Origin of the sequence: Sphingomonas phyllosphaerae 5.2 (assembly GCF_000419605.1) — a bacterium.
GTDB lineage: Bacteria > Pseudomonadota > Alphaproteobacteria > Sphingomonadales > Sphingomonadaceae > Sphingomonas > Sphingomonas phyllosphaerae_B.
The window spans coordinates 1,697,806-1,717,027 of sequence record NZ_ATTI01000001.1 but is presented as its reverse complement, the minus strand read 5'-3'; the positions used below and the strand labels follow the sequence as shown (position 1 = coordinate 1,717,027).

17 protein-coding genes and 1 other RNA gene are annotated in these 19,222 nt (G+C 67.3%); 6 read left to right on the top strand and 12 right to left on the bottom strand.

Going from position 1 to position 19,222, the window contains the following annotated elements:
• Nucleotides 1–28: 28 nt before the first annotated feature.
• The 5 genes from SPHPHY_RS0108060 to SPHPHY_RS0108035 all read right to left on the bottom strand — a co-directional run bounded on the left by SPHPHY_RS0108060 (nt 29) and on the right by SPHPHY_RS0108035 (nt 3,954).
• Nucleotides 29–1,111 (bottom strand): murein hydrolase activator EnvC family protein, encoded by a 1,083-nt coding sequence (locus SPHPHY_RS0108060; RefSeq protein ID WP_028056638.1) that lies wholly within the window; start codon nt 1,109–1,111, stop codon nt 29–31.
• A complete protein-coding gene (locus SPHPHY_RS0108055; RefSeq protein WP_022686172.1) occupies nt 1,111–1,533 on the bottom strand; it encodes a 23S rRNA (pseudouridine(1915)-N(3))-methyltransferase RlmH in 423 nt (140 codons plus the stop codon). Before SPHPHY_RS0108055 ends, SPHPHY_RS0108060 begins: the two co-directional genes overlap by 1 nt.
• Before the next feature lie 119 nt (nt 1,534–1,652).
• Nucleotides 1,653–2,045, bottom strand: a complete 393-nt coding sequence (gene rsfS, locus SPHPHY_RS0108045) for a ribosome silencing factor (RefSeq protein ID WP_022686171.1) — start codon at nt 2,043–2,045, stop codon at nt 1,653–1,655.
• A gap of 2 nt (nt 2,046–2,047) precedes the next feature.
• Nucleotides 2,048–2,728, bottom strand: coding sequence for a nicotinate-nucleotide adenylyltransferase (locus SPHPHY_RS0108040; RefSeq protein ID WP_051148290.1), 681 nt, complete (start codon nt 2,726–2,728; stop codon nt 2,048–2,050).
• On the bottom strand, nt 2,692–3,954 hold the full coding sequence (locus SPHPHY_RS0108035; RefSeq protein ID WP_022686169.1) for a glutamate-5-semialdehyde dehydrogenase: 1,263 nt from the start codon (nt 3,952–3,954) through the stop codon (nt 2,692–2,694). Before SPHPHY_RS0108035 ends, SPHPHY_RS0108040 begins: the two co-directional genes overlap by 37 nt.
• Nucleotides 3,955–4,040: 86 nt before the next feature.
• Between SPHPHY_RS0108035 and msrB the strand changes: the two genes are divergently transcribed.
• Nucleotides 4,041–4,538, top strand: coding sequence for a peptide-methionine (R)-S-oxide reductase MsrB (gene msrB, locus SPHPHY_RS0108030; RefSeq protein ID WP_022686168.1), 498 nt, complete (start codon nt 4,041–4,043; stop codon nt 4,536–4,538).
• Between the two features lie 7 nt (nt 4,539–4,545).
• On the opposite strand, the gene SPHPHY_RS0108025 is transcribed toward msrB, so the two are convergent.
• Nucleotides 4,546–5,100, bottom strand: coding sequence for a CHAP domain-containing protein (locus tag SPHPHY_RS0108025; RefSeq protein ID WP_022686167.1), 555 nt, complete (start codon nt 5,098–5,100; stop codon nt 4,546–4,548).
• A 361-nt stretch (nt 5,101–5,461) separates the two neighbouring features.
• On the opposite strand from SPHPHY_RS0108025, the gene SPHPHY_RS0108020 reads away from it, so the two are divergent.
• The 3 genes from SPHPHY_RS0108020 (at nt 5,462) to SPHPHY_RS22260 (ending at nt 7,690) form a co-directional block, all read left to right on the top strand.
• On the top strand, nt 5,462–6,607 hold the full coding sequence (locus SPHPHY_RS0108020; protein ID WP_022686166.1) for an acyl-CoA dehydrogenase family protein: 1,146 nt from the start codon (nt 5,462–5,464) through the stop codon (nt 6,605–6,607).
• Between the two features lie 11 nt (nt 6,608–6,618).
• On the top strand, nt 6,619–7,407 hold the full coding sequence (locus SPHPHY_RS0108015) for an SDR family oxidoreductase (protein WP_022686165.1): 789 nt from the start codon (nt 6,619–6,621) through the stop codon (nt 7,405–7,407).
• 118 nt (nt 7,408–7,525) lie between these two features.
• Nucleotides 7,526–7,690 carry a hypothetical protein gene (locus tag SPHPHY_RS22260; RefSeq protein ID WP_022686164.1) on the top strand — a complete coding sequence of 55 codons (165 nt, stop codon included), beginning with the start codon at nt 7,526–7,528 and terminating at the stop codon, nt 7,688–7,690.
• 710 nt (nt 7,691–8,400) lie between these two features.
• On the opposite strand, the gene ssrA is transcribed toward SPHPHY_RS22260, so the two are convergent.
• Nucleotides 8,401–8,786: a transfer-messenger RNA gene (gene ssrA / locus SPHPHY_RS21370) on the bottom strand.
• Nucleotides 8,787–8,830: 44 nt separating this feature from the next.
• On the opposite strand from ssrA, the gene SPHPHY_RS0107995 reads away from it, so the two are divergent.
• Together SPHPHY_RS0107995 and ligA are read left to right on the top strand one after the other, a co-directional pair.
• Complete coding sequence (locus tag SPHPHY_RS0107995) at nt 8,831–9,262, top strand: RrF2 family transcriptional regulator (protein WP_022686161.1); 432 nt, start codon at nt 8,831–8,833, stop codon at nt 9,260–9,262.
• A gap of 40 nt (nt 9,263–9,302) precedes the next feature.
• A complete protein-coding gene (gene ligA, locus SPHPHY_RS0107990; protein WP_022686160.1) occupies nt 9,303–11,441 on the top strand; it encodes an NAD-dependent DNA ligase LigA in 2,139 nt (712 codons plus the stop codon).
• A 471-nt stretch (nt 11,442–11,912) separates the two neighbouring features.
• On the opposite strand, the gene ftsH is transcribed toward ligA, so the two are convergent.
• The 5 genes from ftsH to ptsP all read right to left on the bottom strand — a co-directional run bounded on the left by ftsH (nt 11,913) and on the right by ptsP (nt 19,175).
• A complete protein-coding gene (ftsH, locus tag SPHPHY_RS0107985; protein WP_022686159.1) occupies nt 11,913–13,895 on the bottom strand; it encodes an ATP-dependent zinc metalloprotease FtsH in 1,983 nt (660 codons plus the stop codon).
• A 64-nt stretch (nt 13,896–13,959) separates the two neighbouring features.
• Complete coding sequence (gene tilS, locus SPHPHY_RS0107980) at nt 13,960–14,964, bottom strand: tRNA lysidine(34) synthetase TilS (protein ID WP_022686158.1); 1,005 nt, start codon at nt 14,962–14,964, stop codon at nt 13,960–13,962.
• Between the two features lies 1 nt (nt 14,965).
• Nucleotides 14,966–15,850, bottom strand: a complete 885-nt coding sequence (locus SPHPHY_RS0107975) for a tetratricopeptide repeat protein (RefSeq protein ID WP_156025068.1) — start codon at nt 15,848–15,850, stop codon at nt 14,966–14,968.
• A gap of 76 nt (nt 15,851–15,926) precedes the next feature.
• Nucleotides 15,927–16,796, bottom strand: a complete 870-nt coding sequence (locus tag SPHPHY_RS0107970) for a helix-turn-helix domain-containing protein (RefSeq protein WP_022686156.1) — start codon at nt 16,794–16,796, stop codon at nt 15,927–15,929.
• A 111-nt stretch (nt 16,797–16,907) separates the two neighbouring features.
• On the bottom strand, nt 16,908–19,175 hold the full coding sequence (gene ptsP / locus SPHPHY_RS0107965; protein WP_022686155.1) for a phosphoenolpyruvate--protein phosphotransferase: 2,268 nt from the start codon (nt 19,173–19,175) through the stop codon (nt 16,908–16,910).
• Nucleotides 19,176–19,222 lie beyond the last annotated feature (47 nt).

Here is a 19,222-nt window from a genome sequence, read left to right as displayed (position 1 = left end):
CTGAACGGTGGCTGAGCGATGCTCGCGGTTATCCAGCGAGTTGCGCGATATCGACCGGGCGACCGCGACGGCGCAGCTCCACGGTGACGCGCGCGCCCTCTATTGCCGGTGCGGTACCCAGCGGGGCGCCGGCAGTCACGAACATACCAGCACGCGCGGTGACGACGCCGAGTCCGGTGACGAGCGTCGTCCAACCCGCCCCGTGATCGATGATCACGATCCGTCCAAAGCTGCGGAACGGGCCAGCGTAGCGGATCCGCCCGGCGGCGGGGGCGGCGACCGGCGCGGCGGCGGTGGTCGCGAGCGTCAACCCGCGCGCGCGGACGCCGTTGCCCGAGACCTCGCCCATGCCGGTGACAAGCCGGCCCGGCACCGGCAAACGGTACGCCGTGGCCGCCGGGGGCGGTGCGACGGCGCGCGCAGTGGAGAGCGGGAGCGCGAGGACGTCGGCGAGCACCGCCTGCTCGCTGCCGATCGTCGCCAGCCGCTCGGCGGTGTCGCGCACCGCCTCCTCCATCGCCAGCGCGCGATCGTCGTCGCCGTCGGTGACCGCCGCAAGTTGCTCGCGCGCCTCGACCAGCCGCGCCCGGCCGGCGCGGAGCCGTTGCTCGGCCGCCGCCGCCCCGGCCTGCATCATCCGGCCACGCATGACCTCCCGACGCAGGTCGGCGGAGCGCGCACGCAACGTCGGGAGCGTGGCGTCGAGCACCGCGCGAACGTGGACCAGATCGGCGACGCTGCCGGGCTGTGCGATCGCCACGACGGTCGGGCGACGCGCAAGCGCGGTCAGCGCCGCAAGCAAGCGTGCGACCGGCACCTCGCGCGCGGCCAACGCGCGTCGTTGCGCGGCAAGACGCTCGCCGATGATGGCGGCGCGTGCGCGCAGGACCGCGATGTCGGCCTCGGCAGCGGTGACCCGGGCGGCGACCGCCGCCTCGCGGAGCCGCGCGCGCCTCGCCGGGTCGGCAGTGCTGTCGGCGCGCCGCTCAAGCTGCGCGGCGTGCCGATTCGCCTGCGTCGCGGCAACGGTGTCGGGCGTGGCGGGCGCTGCCAGCGCGCTGCCGCCGAGCGCCAGCGCCGCGCCCATTGCAGTGAGCGACGTGCGCCGCATCACCCCTCGCGATGATAGGGGTGGTTGGCGAGAATGCTGGTCGCACGGAACAGTTGCTCCGCAAGCAACGCTCGCGCCAGCAGGTGCGGCCAGGTCGCGCGGCCGAACGACAGCAGCAGGTCGGCTTCCGCCCGGTCGGGGTCTGAAAAACCATCCGCCGCGCCGATCAGGAACCGCGCCTCGCGCACGCCATCGTCGCGCCAGCGCCCGAGCCGTTCGGCGAAGGTCGCGGAACCCAGTATCTCGCCCTTCTCGTCGAGCAGGATGCGTCGCCCCTGTGCCGGGCGCTCGGGCTCGCGACCGCCGCGGTCGGGCAATTCGCTGACGCGGGTCGGCCAGGCGATCCGCTTCAGGTAGCGCTCGACCAGCTCCGCCTCGGGAGAGCGCCCGATCCGGCCACGCGCGACGATGTGGAGCAACATGGCGCCACCCTAACGTGACATATCGTCATGTCGATGTATCATGCGCGGCAACCCGGCGGCGATCGGGCCACTCGCGTCGCTGCGCGCCAGCTCAACAGCCGCGCGATCGGTTGATCCGGTCAGTTCGGCGGGGTGGGTGCCGCCGGTGCATCGCCGAATGACCACATCCGCTCCAGATTGTAGAAGCTGCGGACCTCGGGACGGAACAGGTGCACGATCACGTCGCCGCCGTCGATCAGCACCCAGTCGGCGCTGGGCAAGCCCTCGATCCGCGACGGGCGGCCGGTTTCGGCCTTGATCCGCTCGGCCAGCTTCTGCGCCATCGACGCGACCTGCCGCGTCGATCGACCACTCGCGATTACCATGTAATCTGCGATCGACGACTTGCCGGCAAGCGGGATCGAGATCGTGTCCACTGCCTGATCGTCGTCCAGCGATTGCAGGACCAGACGATGCAGCGCCTCTACATCCGTCGGATCGGACGAGCGGCGGGCGGGTTCGGTGGCGGGCAAGGTTACTCCTGGGGTTGCCGCACGGGCGCGGCGGGGGTTGACGGCAAGGCGAAGGGGTTGGCAAAACGAACGTGCCAGTCGGGATCGACGGCGCGCAATTGCGTCGCGGATGTCCGGTCGGGGCGGAAACGCAGCAGCACCAGGGCTGGCACACTCCATTCGGCCCAGTTCGTCGCCTGGCGCGCGGGCCGCCGATAGCGCCGCAGCCAGCCCATCGCGGGAGCCGCGAGAGCATCGTCGTCATAGCCCGGCCGGGTCAACACCGCAATCGGGATCGTACGGGCGATGGCACGCCATTGATCCCATTCATGAAATTGCGCGAGATTGTCCGCGCCCATGATCCAGACGAAGCGGTGGCGCGGATACCGGCGCACCACCTCGCGCACGGTGTCAATCGTGTAGCGGGTGCGCCAGCGCGCCTCCAGATCGGTGACGCGGATCGGCGCGCGCCTCGCCATCGCGCGTGCGGACGCGAGCCGCGCGGCGAACGGCGCCATGCCGGCGCGGGGCTTCAACGGATTGCCGGGCGACACCAGCCACCACATCTCGTCCAGCGCCAGCGCGCGGATCGCCTCCAGCGTGACATGGCGGTGGCCACGATGCGCGGGATTGAACGACCCGCCCATCAAGCCGATGCGGCGCGTCCTCAACCGCGAACCTGACCGCTGCCACGCCCCAGCCATTTGTAGGTCGTCAGCCCCTCCAACGCGACCGGCCCGCGCGCGTGAAGTCGGCCCGTGGCGATGCCGATCTCCGCGCCCAGTCCGAACTCGCCACCATCGGCGAATTGCGTGGAGGCGTTCCACAGTACGATCGCCGAGTCGACCTCGCGCAAGAACCGCTCGGCGACGACAGTATCGGAGGCGACGATCGCGTCGGTATGATGCGATGCGTGCGCGGCGATATGCGCCAGCGCACCGTCGACGCCGTCGACCACGGCGACGGCGGCGATCGCGTCGAGATATTCGGTGTCCCAATCCGCGTCGTCGGCTGCGGCGATCCCCGGCGCGAGGGCAAGTGCGGCGTGGTCGCCGCGGACGGAGCAGCCGGCGTCGATCAGCGCCGCGATCAACGTCGCGGCATGCGGCCAGTCGCGATCGATCAGCAGCGTCTCCATCGCGCCGCAGACACCGGTGCGGCGCAGTTTGGCGTCGACGACAATCGCGGTCGCCATGTCGGGTACGGCGGAACGATCGACATAGACGTGGTTAATGCCGTCGAGATGTGCGAGCACCGAAACGCGCGCGTCGGCCTGCACGCGCTCGACCAGGCTCCGGCCGCCGCGCGGGATGATGAGGTCGATCGCGCCCGCCGCCGCCAGCATCGCGCCGACCGCAGCCCGGTCGGTCGTCGGCACCAGTTGCACCGCGTCGGCGGGCAGCCCGCCTGCGACGAGCCCTGCCACCAGCGCGGCGTGGATGGCGCGGTTGCTCTCCACCGCCTCCGATCCACCACGCAGGATCACGGCGTTACCGGACCGGACGCACAGCGCCGCAGCGTCGGCGGTGACGTTGGGCCGACTTTCGTAGATGATGCCGATCACGCCGATCGGCACGCGCACCCGGGTGAGCGCAAGACCGTTGGGACGCGTGCTGGCGTCGATGACTTGCCCCACCGGGTCGGCGAGGTCCGCGACAGCGGCGATCGCGTCCGCCATGCCGGCCAATCGCGTATCGTCTAGGCGGAGCCGATCGAGCATCGCGCCGGAAAGGCCATTGTCACGGCCGCGCGTCAGGTCGGCGGCATTCGCGGCGAGGATTTGCGGGGCGGCGTCGCGCAGCGATCCGGCGGCACGGTGCAGCGCGGCGGCCTTCGCCGCATCGCTGGCCGAGGCAAGCGTGCGCGCAGCGGCACGGGCGCGCTGCGCCATCAGCCGGATCACTTCTTCGGGCGAGCCTTGATTGGACATGGCGGCGCCGTAGCATGGTCGCGCGGCCGCGCACAGCGCCCTGCCCCCCGCCTGGCGGGCCGCGAAAGGCTTCTTATATGAGCCCCATGAGCACGCCATCCTTCGATCGCCGCCGCTTCCTCGCCGTCGCGGGCGGCGGGTTGCTGACCTCGACCCTGCTGGCCTGCGGGTCGCGGCAGGCGGAGGCCGCGGAACATTTCCCCGTCGCAAAGAGCGACGCGCAGTGGAAGGCGCAGCTTGGCTCGAACGCCTATGACGTGCTGCGCCATGAAGGGACCGAACGGCCGTTCAGCAGCCCGCTTAACGACGAGCATCGCGCCGGCACCTTCGCGTGCAAGGGTTGCGCGCAACCGGCGTTCTCGTCGCGGACAAAGTTCGAGAGCGGCACCGGCTGGCCGAGTTTCTACGCCGCGCTGCCACGCGCGATCGGCTATCGGCAGGATTCCACGTTGGGGATGGTGCGCACCGAGGCGCATTGCAGCCGCTGCGGCGGACATCTCGGCCATGTCTTCGACGATGGTCCGAAGCCGACCGGGAAGCGTTATTGTATGAACGGCGTCGCGATGACGTTCCGCCCGGCCTGATCGCGCTTCAGTCGGCTGCGATCGGCAGCACGCCCGCGATAGGTGCGGTCGCGGTGGTGGCGATGGTCAGAGGGGCGAGCGGCGCGGCTGGCTCGACGGTTGCCGGCGCCTTGCCCGAATAGATGAAACCGGCAAGCGGGTAGCTGCGGGTGCCGAGATCGGCGACACCCGCGAACCACACGCGCACTTCGCTCCAGTCGCCGGCAGCGGAGACATCCACGGCACGCACGTCGCGCTCGATCCCGCCGCGATGCGACCAGTTCGCGTGGGTGAGGAGGACTTCACGGTCGCTGACGATGTGGCTGACCATCGCGACGTGCCCGACCGGCATCGCCCGGGTCGACTTGAAAGCCATCACGGCGCCGACCTGCGGCGCGCTGCCGCGATCGTAGCGGCCCGCCGCCTGACCCCACCAGGTGTTGGCGTTGCCGCGAATGTCGATGCCAGAGACCTCGCGCGCGAAGGGCGCACACTGCAGGTAGCGCGCCTGCGCCGGCGCAGTCGTCATCAGGACGCACGAAACCACCAGCGCAAAACGCGCTGCCAACACCTTGACGTTCACGGGCGACCCCCCGGTCAAACAACAGAATTGATGACCCTCGGCTAGCCGCGAAGTTTTAAAACAACAAACGCCGCGGGAACCTTTTCAGATGAACCGCACATGACTGACGACGAACCGAACGATTGCGGCAAAACTCGGCAGCGATGCTGCCCTGGAGTCTTACCGACCCGTAAATATTGCGCTCACGCGCGTTGCGATCACGAGTCGGCACGGTTGCGCACGCTGTTTTAGGAGCTTCAGTATGTGGAGCCGTTCACTCGTGTGACAGCAGTTCGAACGTCGGGTATCGTTTGCCAGTTGTAGGCGCGCTTGCCACCGCCTAAACCCCTGCCGTGCCCTCACAGCGAAAGCATCGTCGTCCATGGCCCTCGATCCCGACACGTTCGATGCCCTGCTCTCCACCGTTCGCCGCTTCGTTGCCGAGCGGCTGCGGCCGATGGAAGCGCAGGTCGAGGCCGACGATGCGGTGCCCGACGCGATCGTCGCCGAGATGCGGGAACTGGGGCTGTTCGGCCTGTCGATCGACCCGGAGCATGGCGGGCTTGGGCTGACGATGGACGAGGAGGCGCGGGTCGCGATCGAACTGGGGCGCACTACCCCGGCGTTCCGCTCCGCCTTCGGCACCAATGTCGGGATCGGCAGCCAGGGACTGGTGATGGCCGGCACGCCCGAGCAGAAGGCGGCGTGGCTGCCGCGGATCGCCAGCGGCGAGATCATCACCAGCTTCGCGCTGACCGAACCCGATGTCGGAAGCGATTCGGGCAGCGTCACCACCCGCGCAGTGCGCGACGGCGACGTTTATCGGCTGTCAGGCACCAAGCGCTACATCACCAATGCCGACCGCGCGGACCTGTTCACCGTGATGGCGCGCACCGGCGAGGAGAGCGGCGCGCGCGGCGTCTCCGCGTTCCTGGTGCCGCGCGATCTGCCCGGCGTGTCGGTCGGCCCGCCCGAGAAGAAGATGGGGCAGAAAGGCGCGAAGGTCGCCGACGTCGTGTTCGACGGCGTGCCCGTTCCCGCCGCCAACCGGCTGGGCGCGGAGGGTGAAGGTTTCCGGATCGCGATGCGTGTGCTCGATCGCGGGCGACTGCACATCGCGGCGGTGTGCGTCGGCGTCGCCGAGCGGCTGATCGCCGACGCGGTCGCCTATGCCGCCGAGCGACGACAATTCGGCAAGCCGATCGCCGAGCACCAATTGATCCAGGCGATGATCGCCGATTCGAAGACGGAGGCACTCGCCGCGCGCGCGCTGGTGCTCGATACCGCCGTGAAGAAGGATGCGGGAGACGACGTCATACTGGAAAGCGCCGCCGCCAAATATTTCGCCAGCGAGATGGTCGGCCGCGTTGCGGATCGCGCGGTGCAGATCCTGGGCGGTGCCGGCTATATCGCCGACTACGGGGTCGAGCGGCTGTACCGCGACGTGCGGCTGTTCCGCATCTACGAAGGCACCAGCCAGATCCAGCAACTGATCATCGCACGTGAGACGCTGAAGCGCGGCGGATAAGGGAGAGACTGATGGATACGACCAACCTGTTCCGGCTGGACGGCCGAGTCGCCCTGGTCACCGGCGGCAGCCGCGGGATCGGCCGCATGATCGCGGCGGGCTTCGTAGCCCAGGGCGCGCGCGTCTACGTCTCCAGCCGCAAGGCCGCGGCGTGTGAGGAAACCGCCGCGGCGCTGGGGCCGAACTGCATCGCGCTGCCGCAGGACGTGGCGACCGTCGATGGGTGCCGCGCACTGGCGGCGGCGGTGGCGGAACGTGAGGAGCGGCTGGACATCCTCGTCAACAATGCCGGCGCGGCATGGGGCGTGGCGTTCGAGGAGTTCCCGGAGGCGGGCTGGGACAAGGTGATGGACCTGAACGTCAAGTCGCCGTTCTTTCTGACGCAGGCGCTGCATGGACTGTTGAAGGCCGGAGCATCGCACGGCGCGCCCGCCAAGGTCATCAATATCACCTCGGTTGACGGGTTGCGGCTGAACCCGTGGGAGACGTACAGCTATCACGCGTCGAAATCGGCGCTGATCTATCTGACCAAACGGCTGGCCGCACGGCTGGTGCGCGACGGCATCAACGTCACCTCGATCGCGCCCGGCGCGTTCGCCAGCGAGATGAACCGTGCGGCACGCGATCACGGCGATGCAGTCGCCAAGTCGATCCCGGCGAAGCGGATCGGCCTCGACGAGGATATGGCCGGCACCGCCATCTATCTGGCGAGCCGCGCGGGCGATTACGTGATCGGCGAGACGATCGCGGTGGACGGCGGGCTGGTCAACGCTTCGCTGGGGGTAAGCATCGACGGGTAAGCGGCAATGCTCGTCACGCCCATTCGGAACGGTTCGTTCGTGCACGATCACGGCCTGCCGGACGCATCGGGAACGTCGTCTCGATTCGATCCGTTCGGGACATCGAAGGAGACGATGCATGGACAAGGACGATATTCGCCCGACCACCGAGACCGAGCGGCCGAACCTTTCGACGGAGCACCAGCGTGACGGCGACGCACGCCGCCCATCGGATACGCTCGACAAGGGGCAGCCGAGCGAGGAAACGATCCCACGCAAATCCTCGCTGCTCGGCGACGACTGATATGGGGCGGCGCGCCGGTTGATCGGCGCGCCCCTATTTTGCGGCCGTCAGCCACACGGGCGCGCGAATTTGCCGGTTTGCGATGGTGACGGGCGCAGTGTGCTGAGCCGTCGGAGATCAACCTTCTACTGCTTCCACGAGCCGCCGACTTTTTTCAAGCTGCGCTATGCCGTGACGCTGCACCACATCCGCTTGTCCGGCCCATGTGCCACGGGTCTGCGCGACGACCGACGCGGTTGATGCGCGCAAGTTCTGAAGGTCGCCTAGATACAATCTAATCGGGCCCATGGGACGTAAACGACGAGAGCGCAGATGGAGACGGGTTGCCGCCGAACGGCCATCCGCCGCGCTTCGACTTACTCGCTACAAGCGCCAACCGGCGTAACGAACGTCGGCGAGATCGATCGATCGCAGAGCACGCCGCTGCCATCGCGATGGTACAGCTTACCGGCTTTCCAGCGACGCTGATGCGACTCTTGCGCCAAGGCCAGCAAGCCGATCAAATGTGATGGGTTTTCGGCGCGCGGGCGTCATGTCCCGCCAGCCTTGGCTCGCTCACGACCGAATCGATTGGCTCGCTATTACCGTCCACGACGGGACGCTGGTTGCAACGCGCCGAGCGATCGACATCGCCTGCCGCGATCCGCAGCCTACCACAGCCCGCGCCATGCTATTGGCGCACAGCGCGTTCTGGTGAACAGACGAGGGTGAGTGGGGAGCTTCTGTTGCCCGGTGCTCCCCGAACCGCTGGAGTCCCTTCTGTTGCCCGGTGGGGTCCAACCGCGCTATTTTGGTGTAACGTCAGGCCGTTAGGCCCTCAGTTACGCCGCAATCGCGAGTGCTTCGTTATCGTTGGCACTTGTGTAATGGGCCGTTGCGGTGGTCCCATTCCGAGCGAAAACAGCGCCTTTCAACACACGTCGATCCTAGTTCGGCCCCGTCAGCGTAGCTTCGCCTCTCAGCGCAGCTGCGGTGGTGGAGCCGCCGGGTACCGCCCCCGGGTCCGCTGCGTCTAGTCTACGCCGCAGTTTATCGCCATAGCCGGGTAGAACCCGACGAACGTCATATAGGCCATATGCGTCGGCTGGGAAAGGGCATCGCGCCATTTGCGTGCCACAATATCCCTGTATATAGTCGGCTATGCTTACCCAGCGTTCCCGTTATGCACTTCGCTCGATGCTGTTCCTGGCCAGCGCGCCGGCCGGTTCGGCACCGATCCCGATGACGCGGATCGCCGCGGAGGCGAACGTACCGCGCAAATTCCTGGAGCTGATCCTCGCTGACCTGCGCGATGCCGGACTGCTGCACAGCTATCGTGGCAAGATGGGCGGCTACGTGCTGTCACGGCCGGCGCACCTGATCTCGCTTGGCGAAGTGATCCGCGTGATCGAAGGGCCGCTGGCGCTGGTTCCGTGTGTCAGCCGAACCGCGTATCGTCCCTGCAAGGATTGCAAGTCGGAGGCTGATTGCGCGATCCGGCTGGCGATGATGCGCGTCCGTGACGAGACTGCGCGGATCCTCGACGGCACCAGCCTCGCCGATGCGACCGCCGAAAGCCTGGCTGCCGCCTGACGCTCTGGACGGTCGCGCGCGGCTTGCCTAACCCGGCGCGATGACCGACACGCCGCTGCCCGAGAACGAGATCGAAGCCGCTGCCGAGCTCGAGCGGCTGGCCGCCGTGATCGCGCGCCATAACCGATTGTATCATACCGACGACGCGCCCGAGATCAGTGACGCCGACTATGATGCGCTGGTCCGCCGCAACACCGCGGTCGAGCACGCCTATCCGACGCTGGTCCGAGTTGATTCGCCCAGCCGACAGGTCGGCGCTGCGCCTGCCGGACACCTTGCCAAGGTCGCGCATGCCCGACCGATGATGAGCCTCGATAACGCGTTCTCCGACGAGGACGTTGCGGAGTTCGTCGCGCGGGTGCGGCGGTTTCTGAAGCTCTCCGCGGAGGAGCCGGTGGCACTGACCGCGGAACCCAAGATCGACGGACTGTCGTGCTCGCTGCGCTACGAAGGCCGCCGATTGATGCAGGCGCTGACGCGCGGCGACGGGGCGGTGGGTGAAGACGTGACCGCCAACGTGCGGACGATCGCCGACATCCCGGAGATGCTGCCCGCTACCGCGCCCGACGTGTTCGAGGTGCGTGGCGAGGTCTATATGGAAAAGGAAGCGTTTGCGGCGCTGAACCGGCGGCTGGCGGACGAGGCGGCGATGGCGGGCAAGGACGCGCGACAATTCGCCAATCCGCGCAACGCGGCGGCGGGTTCGCTGCGCCAGAAGGATGCTTCCGTTACGAATGCGCGGCCGCTGCGCTTCCTCGCACATGGGTGGGGCGAGGCGAGCGCCGTGCCGGGCGGGACGCAGGCGGCAGTGGTCGCAGCGCTGCGCGACTGGGCTTTCCCGATCGCCGATGCTTTCGCGCGGTGCGACGATGCGGCGGGAGCGTTGGCAGTATACCGCGCGATCGAAACGCGGCGAGCCGATCTGCCGTTCGATATCGACGGCGTCGTCTACAAGCTCGATCGGCTCGACTGGCAGGCGCGGCTGGGCAGCATCGGGCGCGCGCCGCGCTGGGCGATCGCGCACAAATTTCCTGCCGAGCGCGCGCAGACCACGCTGGAGCGGATCGACATCCAGGTCGGACGCACGGGCAAGCTGACCCCGGTCGCGCGCCTGACCCCCGTAACGGTGGGCGGCGTGGTGGTGACCAACGCGACGCTCCACAATCGCGACGAGATCGCGCGGCTCGACGTTCGCGAGGGTGACCGCGTGATCCTGCAACGCGCCGGCGACGTGATCCCACAGATCGTCGAGGTGTTACCCCGCGATCGTGAACTGCCGCCATTCTCCTTCCCCGACCATTGCCCGATCTGCCACAGCGAGGCAATCGCAGCGGACGGCGAGGTCGACGTGCGCTGCACCGGCGGGCTGGTGTGCCCGGCACAACGGCTTGAGCGGCTGAAGCATTTCGTCAGTCGGGGCGCGCTGGACATCGACGGGCTGGGCGAAAAGACGCTGACGGAGTTCGTCGCGCTCGGCTGGATCGCCGAGCCCGCGGATATCTTCCGGCTGGCCGCGCACCGCGAGGCACTGGTGGGGCGCGAGGGATGGCAGGCAAGATCGGTCGACGCGCTGTTGGAGGCAATCGAGGCGCGACGTTCGCCCGATGCGGCGCGGTTGCTGTTTGGGCTCGGCATCCGCCACATCGGGATCGTCACCGCGCGCGACCTGCTGAAACGCTATGTCACGTTGCCCGCCATCGCCGCCATGGCGGGGGCGGTGATCGCACTCCGTGAGGACATGATCGCGGTGATCGGCGAGAGCGACGACAAGCGTCGCGCGCGCGTCGACAAGGCAATCGCCGAGCTGATTGGGGTCGAGAATGTCGGCGCGGCGGTGGGGCATGCTCTGGCTGACTTTTTCCACGAGTCGCATAATCGAACCGTCTGGGACGACCTGCTCGCCGAAGTGACGCCGCCGCCGTTCGTGGTCGAGACACGGGCCTCGGAAGTGTCAGGAAAGACGGTGGTCTTCACCGGCACGCTGGAGACGCTGAGCCGTGACGAGGCGAAGGCGCAGGCCGAGGCGTTGGGAGCGCATGTCGCGGGCACGGTGTCGAAGAAGACCGAGTTGCTGGTCGCCGGGCCGGGAGCAGGATCCAAGGCGAAGAAAGCCGCCGAACTAGGCATCCGCATCGTCGACGAAGCGGGATGGGTCGCGATCGTGGCTGCAGCCGGCTGAGCAGCGGCGATGGAAGCAAATAACGCTTCCATCACGTCATCGCGCGGGCACGCCTGTGCGCCGTCATTCAGGATGACAAAGGATTATATGAGTGACGAGCGCGGTCACGCTGGTTGGCCACTATAGCCATGTCTACCCCATATTTCGTTCTATCTTAGAGCCGACCAACATTCAGCCGGTTTCCTGCGCGCGCCATCATCGCGAGCGTAGCGAAGCAAGTTTGGGGGTCGTGCGAAACGCTGGATTGCTTTGCGATGTTCGCAATGACGAGCGGGGCGAGCAATCCGTTCGATCGCGGCGGCGCGGTTCGCCCGAATGGATGGATTATCTTACTCGGCGAGCAGTCCGGCGCCCGCGAAGCGCTAAATGTCGCCCCTAGTATCTAAGGCGCTCGCTCTGCGCGCATCCCGTAAAAAAAGGGCGACCTTCCGGCCGCCCTTCTCGTCTTTTGTTTAGCCGTGCATCACCGGATCACGCGCCAGCGGGCGACGGATTTCCGAACGGCCCAGATGGACGCTTGGTTTTCGGGATCGACGTGCCGACCGCCGGCATCGACGATGTCTTTGGCCCTTGGTCGATCCGGCCGATTTCCTCACCCGCGATCAATCGCTTGATCTCGTCGCCACTCAGCGTCTCATATTCGAGCAGCGCGCCGGCGAGCGAGTGAAGCTGATCGAGGTGCTCGGTCAGCACGTGCTTGGCGCGGTGCAGCCCGCCTTCAACGATCGCCTTGATCTCGTCGTCGATCAGCTGCGCCGTGGCATTCGACATGCGGACCGGCTGGCTCGACGAATAGCCCAAAAAGCTTTCACCCTCCGGCTGTGCGTATTCGACCGGGCCAACGCGATCCGACATACCCCATTTCGTAACCATGTCGCGCGCCAGACCGGTTGCGTACTGAATATCGCCCGAGGCCCCGCTCGAGACCTTGTCGTACCCGAAGATGACTTCCTCGGCTACGCGGCCGCCCATCGCTACCGCAAGGTTCGCGTACATCTTGTCGCGATGATAGCTGTAGCTGTCGCGTTCCGGCAGGCGCATCACCATGCCCAGCGCACGACCACGGGGTATGATCGTCGCCTTGTGGATCGGGTCGGACGCTGACTCGTGAAGGGCAACGATGGCGTGGCCGGCCTCATGATAGGCGGTCATGCGCTTCTCGTCCTCGGTCATGACCATGCTGCGGCGCTCGGCACCCATCATGACCTTGTCCTTGGCCTCTTCGAACTCGGCGTTAGCCACCAGACGCTTGCCCTTGCGGGCCGCCGTCAGTGCCGCTTCGTTGACCAGATTGGCGAGATCGGCGCCAGAGAATCCGGGCGTCCCGCGCGCGATCGTGCGTGCATCGACGTCGGGAGCCAGCGGCACCTTCTTCATGTGGACTTCGAGGATCTTCACGCGACCGTCGATGTCCGGGCGCGGCACAACCACCTGCCGGTCGAAGCGGCCGGGGCGCAGCAGCGCGGGATCGAGCACGTCGGGGCGGTTGGTGGCCGCGACGATGATGATGCCTTCGTTGGCCTCGAAGCCGTCCATCTCGACCAGCAACTGGTTGAGCGTCTGCTCGCGCTCGTCGTTGCCGTTACCGAGACCCGCGCCACGATGCCGGCCAACAGCGTCGATCTCGTCGATGAAGACGATGCACGGCGCACTCTTCTTGGCCTGTTCGAACATGTCACGCACGCGGCTCGCACCGACGCCGACGAACATCTCGACGAAATCCGAGCCCGATATGGTGAAGAACGGCACGCCGGCTTCTCCGGCAATCGCACGTGCCAGCAGCGTCTTGCCGGTGCCCGGCGAGCCGACCAGCAGCGCGCCCTTGGGGATCTTGCCGCCCAACCGTGCGAACTTCGTGGGATCCTTCAGGAAATCGACGATTTCGACCAGTTCCTCACGGGCCTCGTCGATACCGGCTACGTCGTTAAAGGTGACCTTGCCTTCCTTCTGCGTCAGCACCTTGGCGCGGCTCTTGCCGAAGCCCATCGCGCCGCCGGCGCCGCCGCCCTTCTGCATTTGACGCAGCACGAAGAACGCGATGCCCAGAAACAGCAGGAACGGCAACGATTGGTAAAGCAGGACCATCCAGACCGATGGCCCTTCCTCAGGCTTGCCCGCAACCTCGACGCCAGCCTTGCGAAGGCGGTCCATCAGGCCCGAATCCTGCACCGGATACGTTCGGAACTTGTCGCCGCTCGAGAATGCGCCGGAGATCATGTCCCGGCTGACGTTCACATTCTTGACCGTACCCTCATCGACCTTGTCGAGGAAGGTGGAGTAAGCAATCGTGTTTCCTTGCGCAGTGCCGCTGCGGCCGTCGAACAGCGTGACCACCACCGCAAGCGATAGCAGCACGCCGACCCAGATCAGCAGGCTCTTCATCCATGGGCTAGGACCGCCCGAACCACCATTGTCGTTGCCGCCGTTTCCGGGCTGCCTGTCGTTGTCGTTCATCGGCCACCTTTCCGTCCGCTGCAATGTAGGCGCAGACGGGTTAATGGCAATGGAACAACGCCGGTCAGAGTGATCGACGCGGCGGCGCTGCAAGAAATAACCAGCCGGTGCGGGTCGGGCGCACCAGGATACCGGCTTGCGTGGCGCCCCGCCCGGCCGCCAGCGCATCGAGCAGCGCCTCGACATTGGTCGAGTCGTCAAAAAGCGGTGATGCCACGCCGAGTTGCGCGCGCGATTCGGTGAGCGCCCGCCGCAACAAGCGGCGGCGCAGTTCGCGCGGCGCTGTCGCGACCGCGAACGGCCGGTCGTGGCCGTGCCAACAATGGGACCATAACGTATCGGCGGCCTGCGCCACCACTTCCTCCGCCTCGGCGAGAAACGCAGCCGAGGCGGCAAGCGCCGCCGGCTTCAGCGCGGGGGTATCGGCGAGCAAAGCGCGAACCTTCGTACGATCATGGCGCGGATCGGCGTTGGAGGGATCGTCGACGAACGGCGTCTCACTGTCCTTTACCAATGTACGCAGTTCGCTCCTTTGCCAGCCGAGCAGCGGGCGGATGACGGCGCCACACGCATCGAAGCGGATCGCGCGGATTGCCGATAGACCCGCGAGCCCGGAAGCGCGTTGCAACCGCATCAGCAACGTTTCAGCCTGATCGTCGGCGTGGTGGGCGGTGAGCAGGATAGCCACGCCCTCACGCCTCGCCCATTCGGCGAGCGCGGCGTAGCGCGCCTCGCGTGCGCGCCTCTGGACGCTGTTGCCCGTTATCGGCGCGAGAGGACGAAGAGTTTGATGCGCGATGCCGAGCTCGGCGCAGGTCCGTGCGACCGAGGCGGCCTCTGCGGCGGCAGCTGCGCGAAGTTGATGATCGACCGTAGCCGCGATCACCCCGCCGGGGAACGCCGCCGCGGCGAGCCGGAGCATGGCCATGCTGTCGGCTCCACCCGACACCGCGAGCGCGAGCCGCACATCCTGCGTTAGCTCGCCCTCGCCTAGCGCACGCGCGAGCAGTCGATCGACGTCGGTCCGGAACCGCGCCACCGCCGACGTCGGCAGCGGGCGCAACGTCACCTCACTTGCACTTGGCGGCGACGCGCGCCTTGGCCACGTCCGCCTTCATCTTCGCCGAGATTGTTGCACCATAGACATCGACCAGCTCGCCATAAACCTTGCAGGCGTCGGCAGCCTTATCGAGTTTCACCAGGGCGCTTCCGAGATAATACAGGCTGTCGGGCGCGCGCTCACCGTCCGGGAACTTCTTGTAATTGTCGTAGAAAGCAATCGAGGCGAGGCTCGGCTTGCCATCATCGAGATAGGCGCGGCCGATCAGGTTCTGCGCATAGCTGGCGCGACGACTTTTGGGATAATCGGCAACGACCTTTTTCAGCGCAGTCACGGCATCCCCGTAGCGTTTCGCTTCCCAAAGCCGGAAGCCGTAGAGGTAGCCGTCTTCCGCGCCATCGCCGGTGCTTGGCCTGGTGACGTTCGCGGAGTTCGCCGCCGACTTGTCGCCGGCGGGCTCGGGTGCCTCCGGCACGGTCACGTCCGGACCACCGACTGGCTGCACCGGGGTAGCGGCGGGTGGCGCAGCGAGCTTCGCGTCGGTCGCCTTGCGGTATTCGGCAAACTGGTCCTCGAGCTGGCGCAAGCGATACTGGCCCTGCTCGATCTGCCCGGTCATCGATGCCAGTTGCTGCTCAAGCGACGTGACCCGCGCCGAAAGATCCGTGATCGCACCGCTGGCGGGAACGCCTGCCGCCTCTACCGGGTTCGGTGCGCTTGGTGCGATCTGCGGCTCGACCATCATCCCTGCGCCGCCCGGAAACACCTTACGCTGCACCGCGCGCATTTCGCTTTCAAGCTTGTCGACGCGTGCTCCGACCGGCGCATCGCGTTGCGCCAGCGCGGGGCTGGCAAGCGTCAAGGCGACGGCGGCGCCCAGCAGATATCTCGTCATCATCTCACTCCCCGATGCGTCGCGGCACCGGACCTACCTTCGTCGAACATCGCTGTCGCCAGCATGAAGCAGCCCGTCACTGTGCGGCGGTCGCCGCCGGCTGGGAGGCAGGCGGCGTCAAGGTGCCGGCCGGCGCCGCGCCGGGCGCCGGGGTCGCGGAGAAGCGCGTCGCGAGCGCCGGCGCGCTGACGCCAACGTCCTTCATCGCCCGCTTGCCGTCACCAAGCGGCGGGAGTGCGCGGCCGTCGACGGTGATCGACAGCTGGTCGGGGCGGCCGATGTTGAGCATCGGGCGATCCGCGCCGGCGGGCACCTCGAAGGTCTGGCCGGGCTGAAGCGTGCCGGTGAACAATGTGGCGTTCGCACCGTCATAGACACGCATCCAGACTTCGTTCTTCGCGGTCAGCACCACCTTGCCGAGCTGCGGCGTCGGCGTTGGCGGCGGGACTGGCGCGCTGCGTGCGACGACCGAAGGGCTGGCACCCGCCGCCTCCGGCGCTTCCTGCGTCCCCCGGAACATGCCGGTCGACAGCCACAACACGCCGAGCACCAGCACGGCGAGCGCGATCCCCGCCGCGACGATGACCAACCCGCGCGACGGCCCTCGGGAAGGATCGGCAATCTCTTCGATATGGTGCTGACGCATCGGCATCGCGCCGCGTGCCAGTTCGCTGCGGATCCCGCGCCCGATCTCGGCCTGGTCGAGCCCGACCGCGCGGGCATAAGCGCGCGCAAAACCTGAAGCATAGGTCGGCGACGGCAGCAGATCGAGCCGGTCGTCCTCCAGCGCCTCGAGGAAGCGCTGTGTCACACGGGTGCGCGCGGCGACTTCCGCCACCGATAATCCCTGCGCCTCGCGGGCGGCACGCAGTCGACCGCCCACCGTACCGGGCATCGCGGCACCGGCCGTGGTCGTTTCCCGTGCGGGTTGCTCGCCTTCGCTCATTCCTGTCTCCGACCCGGGCGTGTTTCCGCTTTTCGTTCGCATCGTCTTTCAAAGCGGCACCGGAGTGTCAACCGATCCCGCTCGCGTCCGCCGTTTCGGGCCGTCCGATCGTTACGCCAGTTCGACGCCGTGCTCCGCGGCCCAGCGCGTCAGTACGCCGCGAATGTCGCGCGGCGGGTTCGCCAGCAACGGCTCCATGAACGCGGTGATCGCAGCGCGATCGAGCGAGCGGATCATCGCCTTGACCGGTCCGACCGCCGCCGGGGTGATCGACAGCCGGTCGATTCCGATCCCGATCAACGCCATAGCCTCAAGCGGGCGCCCACCCATCTCGCCACAGACGCCCAGTGGCACCCCGGCCTGCGCAGCGGGTATCGCGACAAGACGCAAGAAACGCAGGATCGACGCCGACAGCCAGTCGTAGCGCTCGGCCAGCTTCGGGTTGGCGCGGTCCGCGGCGAAGAGGAACTGGGTCAAGTCGTTGGTGCCAATGGAAAGAAAGTCGACGTTCGGCAGCAGCAGGTCGAGCTGGAAGGCGAGCGCCGGCACCTCCAGCATCGCGCCGTAGCGAACCTCCAGCGGCAGCCGCTTGCCACGCCCGGCGAGAAAATCACGCTGCTTCTCAACCAGCGCGCGCGCTTCGTCAAACTCCCAAGCCTCTGATACCATGGGGAACATGACGTTGAGCGTGCGGCCAGCCGCCGCCTCCAGCAGCGCGCGCGCCTGCGCCTTCATCAAGCCATCGCGCTCCAGCGCGAGCCGCAGCGCGCGCCAGCCCATCGCCGGATTTTCCTCATCCTCGGCATTAATCAGGTACGGCAATGCCTTATCGCCGCCGATGTCGACCGTGCGGAAGATCACCGGGCGTGCGCCAGCCGCGTCGAGCACCTCGCGGTAGAGGCGCTGCTGCCGCTCGCGCTGAGGCAGCGTGGCAGAAACCAAAAACTGGAATTCGGTGCGGAAAAGACCGATTCCGTCCGCACCGGTGACGTCCAGTGCCGCGACATCGTCGCGCAGACCCGCATTTACCATCACGGTGACGCGATGACCGTCTTTCGTCTCCGGTGCCACGTCTCGCAGTGCGGCATAGGCGGCCTTGCGCTTCTGCCGCGTCTCGAGCTTGGCGTCGAACGCCTCTTCCATCCCGGTCGTCGGGCGCACCGTCAGCGTGCCCTCGGTCACGTCGAGCAGCAGCAGGTCGCCCTCCGCGATCAACCGGCGGACGTCGCGGACACGGCCGAGCACCGGCACGCCCATCGCACGCGCCACGATCGTGACGTGCGCGGTCAGGGAGCCCTCCTCCAGCACCACCCCCTTCAGGCGGCGGCGGTCATATTCCAGCAACTCCGCCGGACCGAGGTTGCGTGCGATCAGGATCGTGTCCTGCCGGAGGCCCATCTGCGCCGCGGTGCCCATCTGACCGGAGACGATCCGCAACAGCCGGTTCGATAGATCCTCCAGATCGTGCATCCGGTCCGCCAGCAAGGGATCGTCGATCTGCCGCATCCGCTGCCGCGTGCGCTGCTGGACGCGCTCGATCGCCGCCTCGGCCGTCAGCCCGCTGTCGATCGCCTCGTTGATGCGCCGTGCCCAGCCCTCGTCATAGGCGAACATCTTGTAGGTGGCGATCACCTCCTGATGCTCGTCACCCACCCCGAACTCGGCCTCGCGCGCGATGCGGTCGATCTGCTCGCGCATCTTGTCGAACGCCGCGTAGACACGGTGGCGCTCCGCCTCGGTATCCTCGGCCACGGTGTGCTCGATATGGATCCGCGGCTGGTGGAAGACGGCGCAGCCCGCCGCCATGCCGTCCACCAGCTTCTGCCCGGCGATGCGCGTCGGCGCGGTCGATTGCGGACGATCGCGCGGGCCGCCCTGATCGATCAGCCCGGCGTTGGCGATCAATTCGCTCAGCACCATCGCGACGGTCTGCAACGCCTCGATCTCGACATCCTCGTAGCGGCGCGGATCGGCATGCTGCACCGCGAGCACGCCGACCGCGCGTTCGCGACGGATGATCGGCACGCCGGCGAAGCTGTGATAGCGATCCTCGCCGGTCTCCGGCTTGTAGGCGAAATCGGGATGGCTGGCGGCTTCGTCGAGGTTCAGCACCTCACTATGCTGCGCGATCATACCGACCAGCCCCTCGCCGAGCGCCAGCTTCGTGACGTGGACCGCGGCGGGGTCCAGCCCGCGGGTCGCGAACAGCTCCAGCACGCCCTCGCGCAGCAGGTAGATCGAGCAGACCTCGCTATCGAGCGCCTCGCCGATGATCTCCACGACCGAATTCAGCTTGGCCTGCGCGTTCGAGCGCGCCGCCATCACATCGTGAAGGTTGACCAGGATATCGCGGGCGGAGCGGGCGGCGGACACGGGCATGCCGGCGTGGCTATCAGACCTGTGGCCTGGGTGCCACGCAGCAATAT

Bases quoted from the DNA above. Each gene is read 5' to 3' on its own strand.
- SPHPHY_RS0108060 (WP_028056638.1), bottom strand. From the start codon at position 1,111: ATGCGGCGCACGTCGCTCACTGCAATGGGCGCGGCGCTGGCGCTCGGC.
- SPHPHY_RS0108055 (WP_022686172.1), bottom strand. From the start codon at position 1,533: ATGTTGCTCCACATCGTCGCGCGTGGCCGGATCGGGCGCTCTCCCGAG.
- SPHPHY_RS0108040 (WP_051148290.1), bottom strand. From the start codon at position 2,728: ATGGCTGGGGCGTGGCAGCGGTCAGGTTCGCGGTTGAGGACGCGCCGC.
- SPHPHY_RS0108035 (WP_022686169.1), bottom strand. From the start codon at position 3,954: ATGTCCAATCAAGGCTCGCCCGAAGAAGTGATCCGGCTGATGGCGCAG.
- msrB (WP_022686168.1), top strand. From the start codon at position 4,041: ATGAGCACGCCATCCTTCGATCGCCGCCGCTTCCTCGCCGTCGCGGGC.
- SPHPHY_RS0108020 (WP_022686166.1), top strand. From the start codon at position 5,462: ATGGCCCTCGATCCCGACACGTTCGATGCCCTGCTCTCCACCGTTCGC.
- SPHPHY_RS0108015 (WP_022686165.1), top strand. From the start codon at position 6,619: ATGGATACGACCAACCTGTTCCGGCTGGACGGCCGAGTCGCCCTGGTC.
- SPHPHY_RS22260 (WP_022686164.1), top strand. From the start codon at position 7,526: ATGGACAAGGACGATATTCGCCCGACCACCGAGACCGAGCGGCCGAAC.
- SPHPHY_RS0107995 (WP_022686161.1), top strand. From the start codon at position 8,831: ATGCTTACCCAGCGTTCCCGTTATGCACTTCGCTCGATGCTGTTCCTG.
- ligA (WP_022686160.1), top strand. From the start codon at position 9,303: ATGACCGACACGCCGCTGCCCGAGAACGAGATCGAAGCCGCTGCCGAG.
- ftsH (WP_022686159.1), bottom strand. From the start codon at position 13,895: ATGAACGACAACGACAGGCAGCCCGGAAACGGCGGCAACGACAATGGT.
- SPHPHY_RS0107975 (WP_156025068.1), bottom strand. From the start codon at position 15,850: ATGACGAGATATCTGCTGGGCGCCGCCGTCGCCTTGACGCTTGCCAGC.
- SPHPHY_RS0107970 (WP_022686156.1), bottom strand. From the start codon at position 16,796: ATGAGCGAAGGCGAGCAACCCGCACGGGAAACGACCACGGCCGGTGCC.
- ptsP (WP_022686155.1), bottom strand. From the start codon at position 19,175: ATGCCCGTGTCCGCCGCCCGCTCCGCCCGCGATATCCTGGTCAACCTT.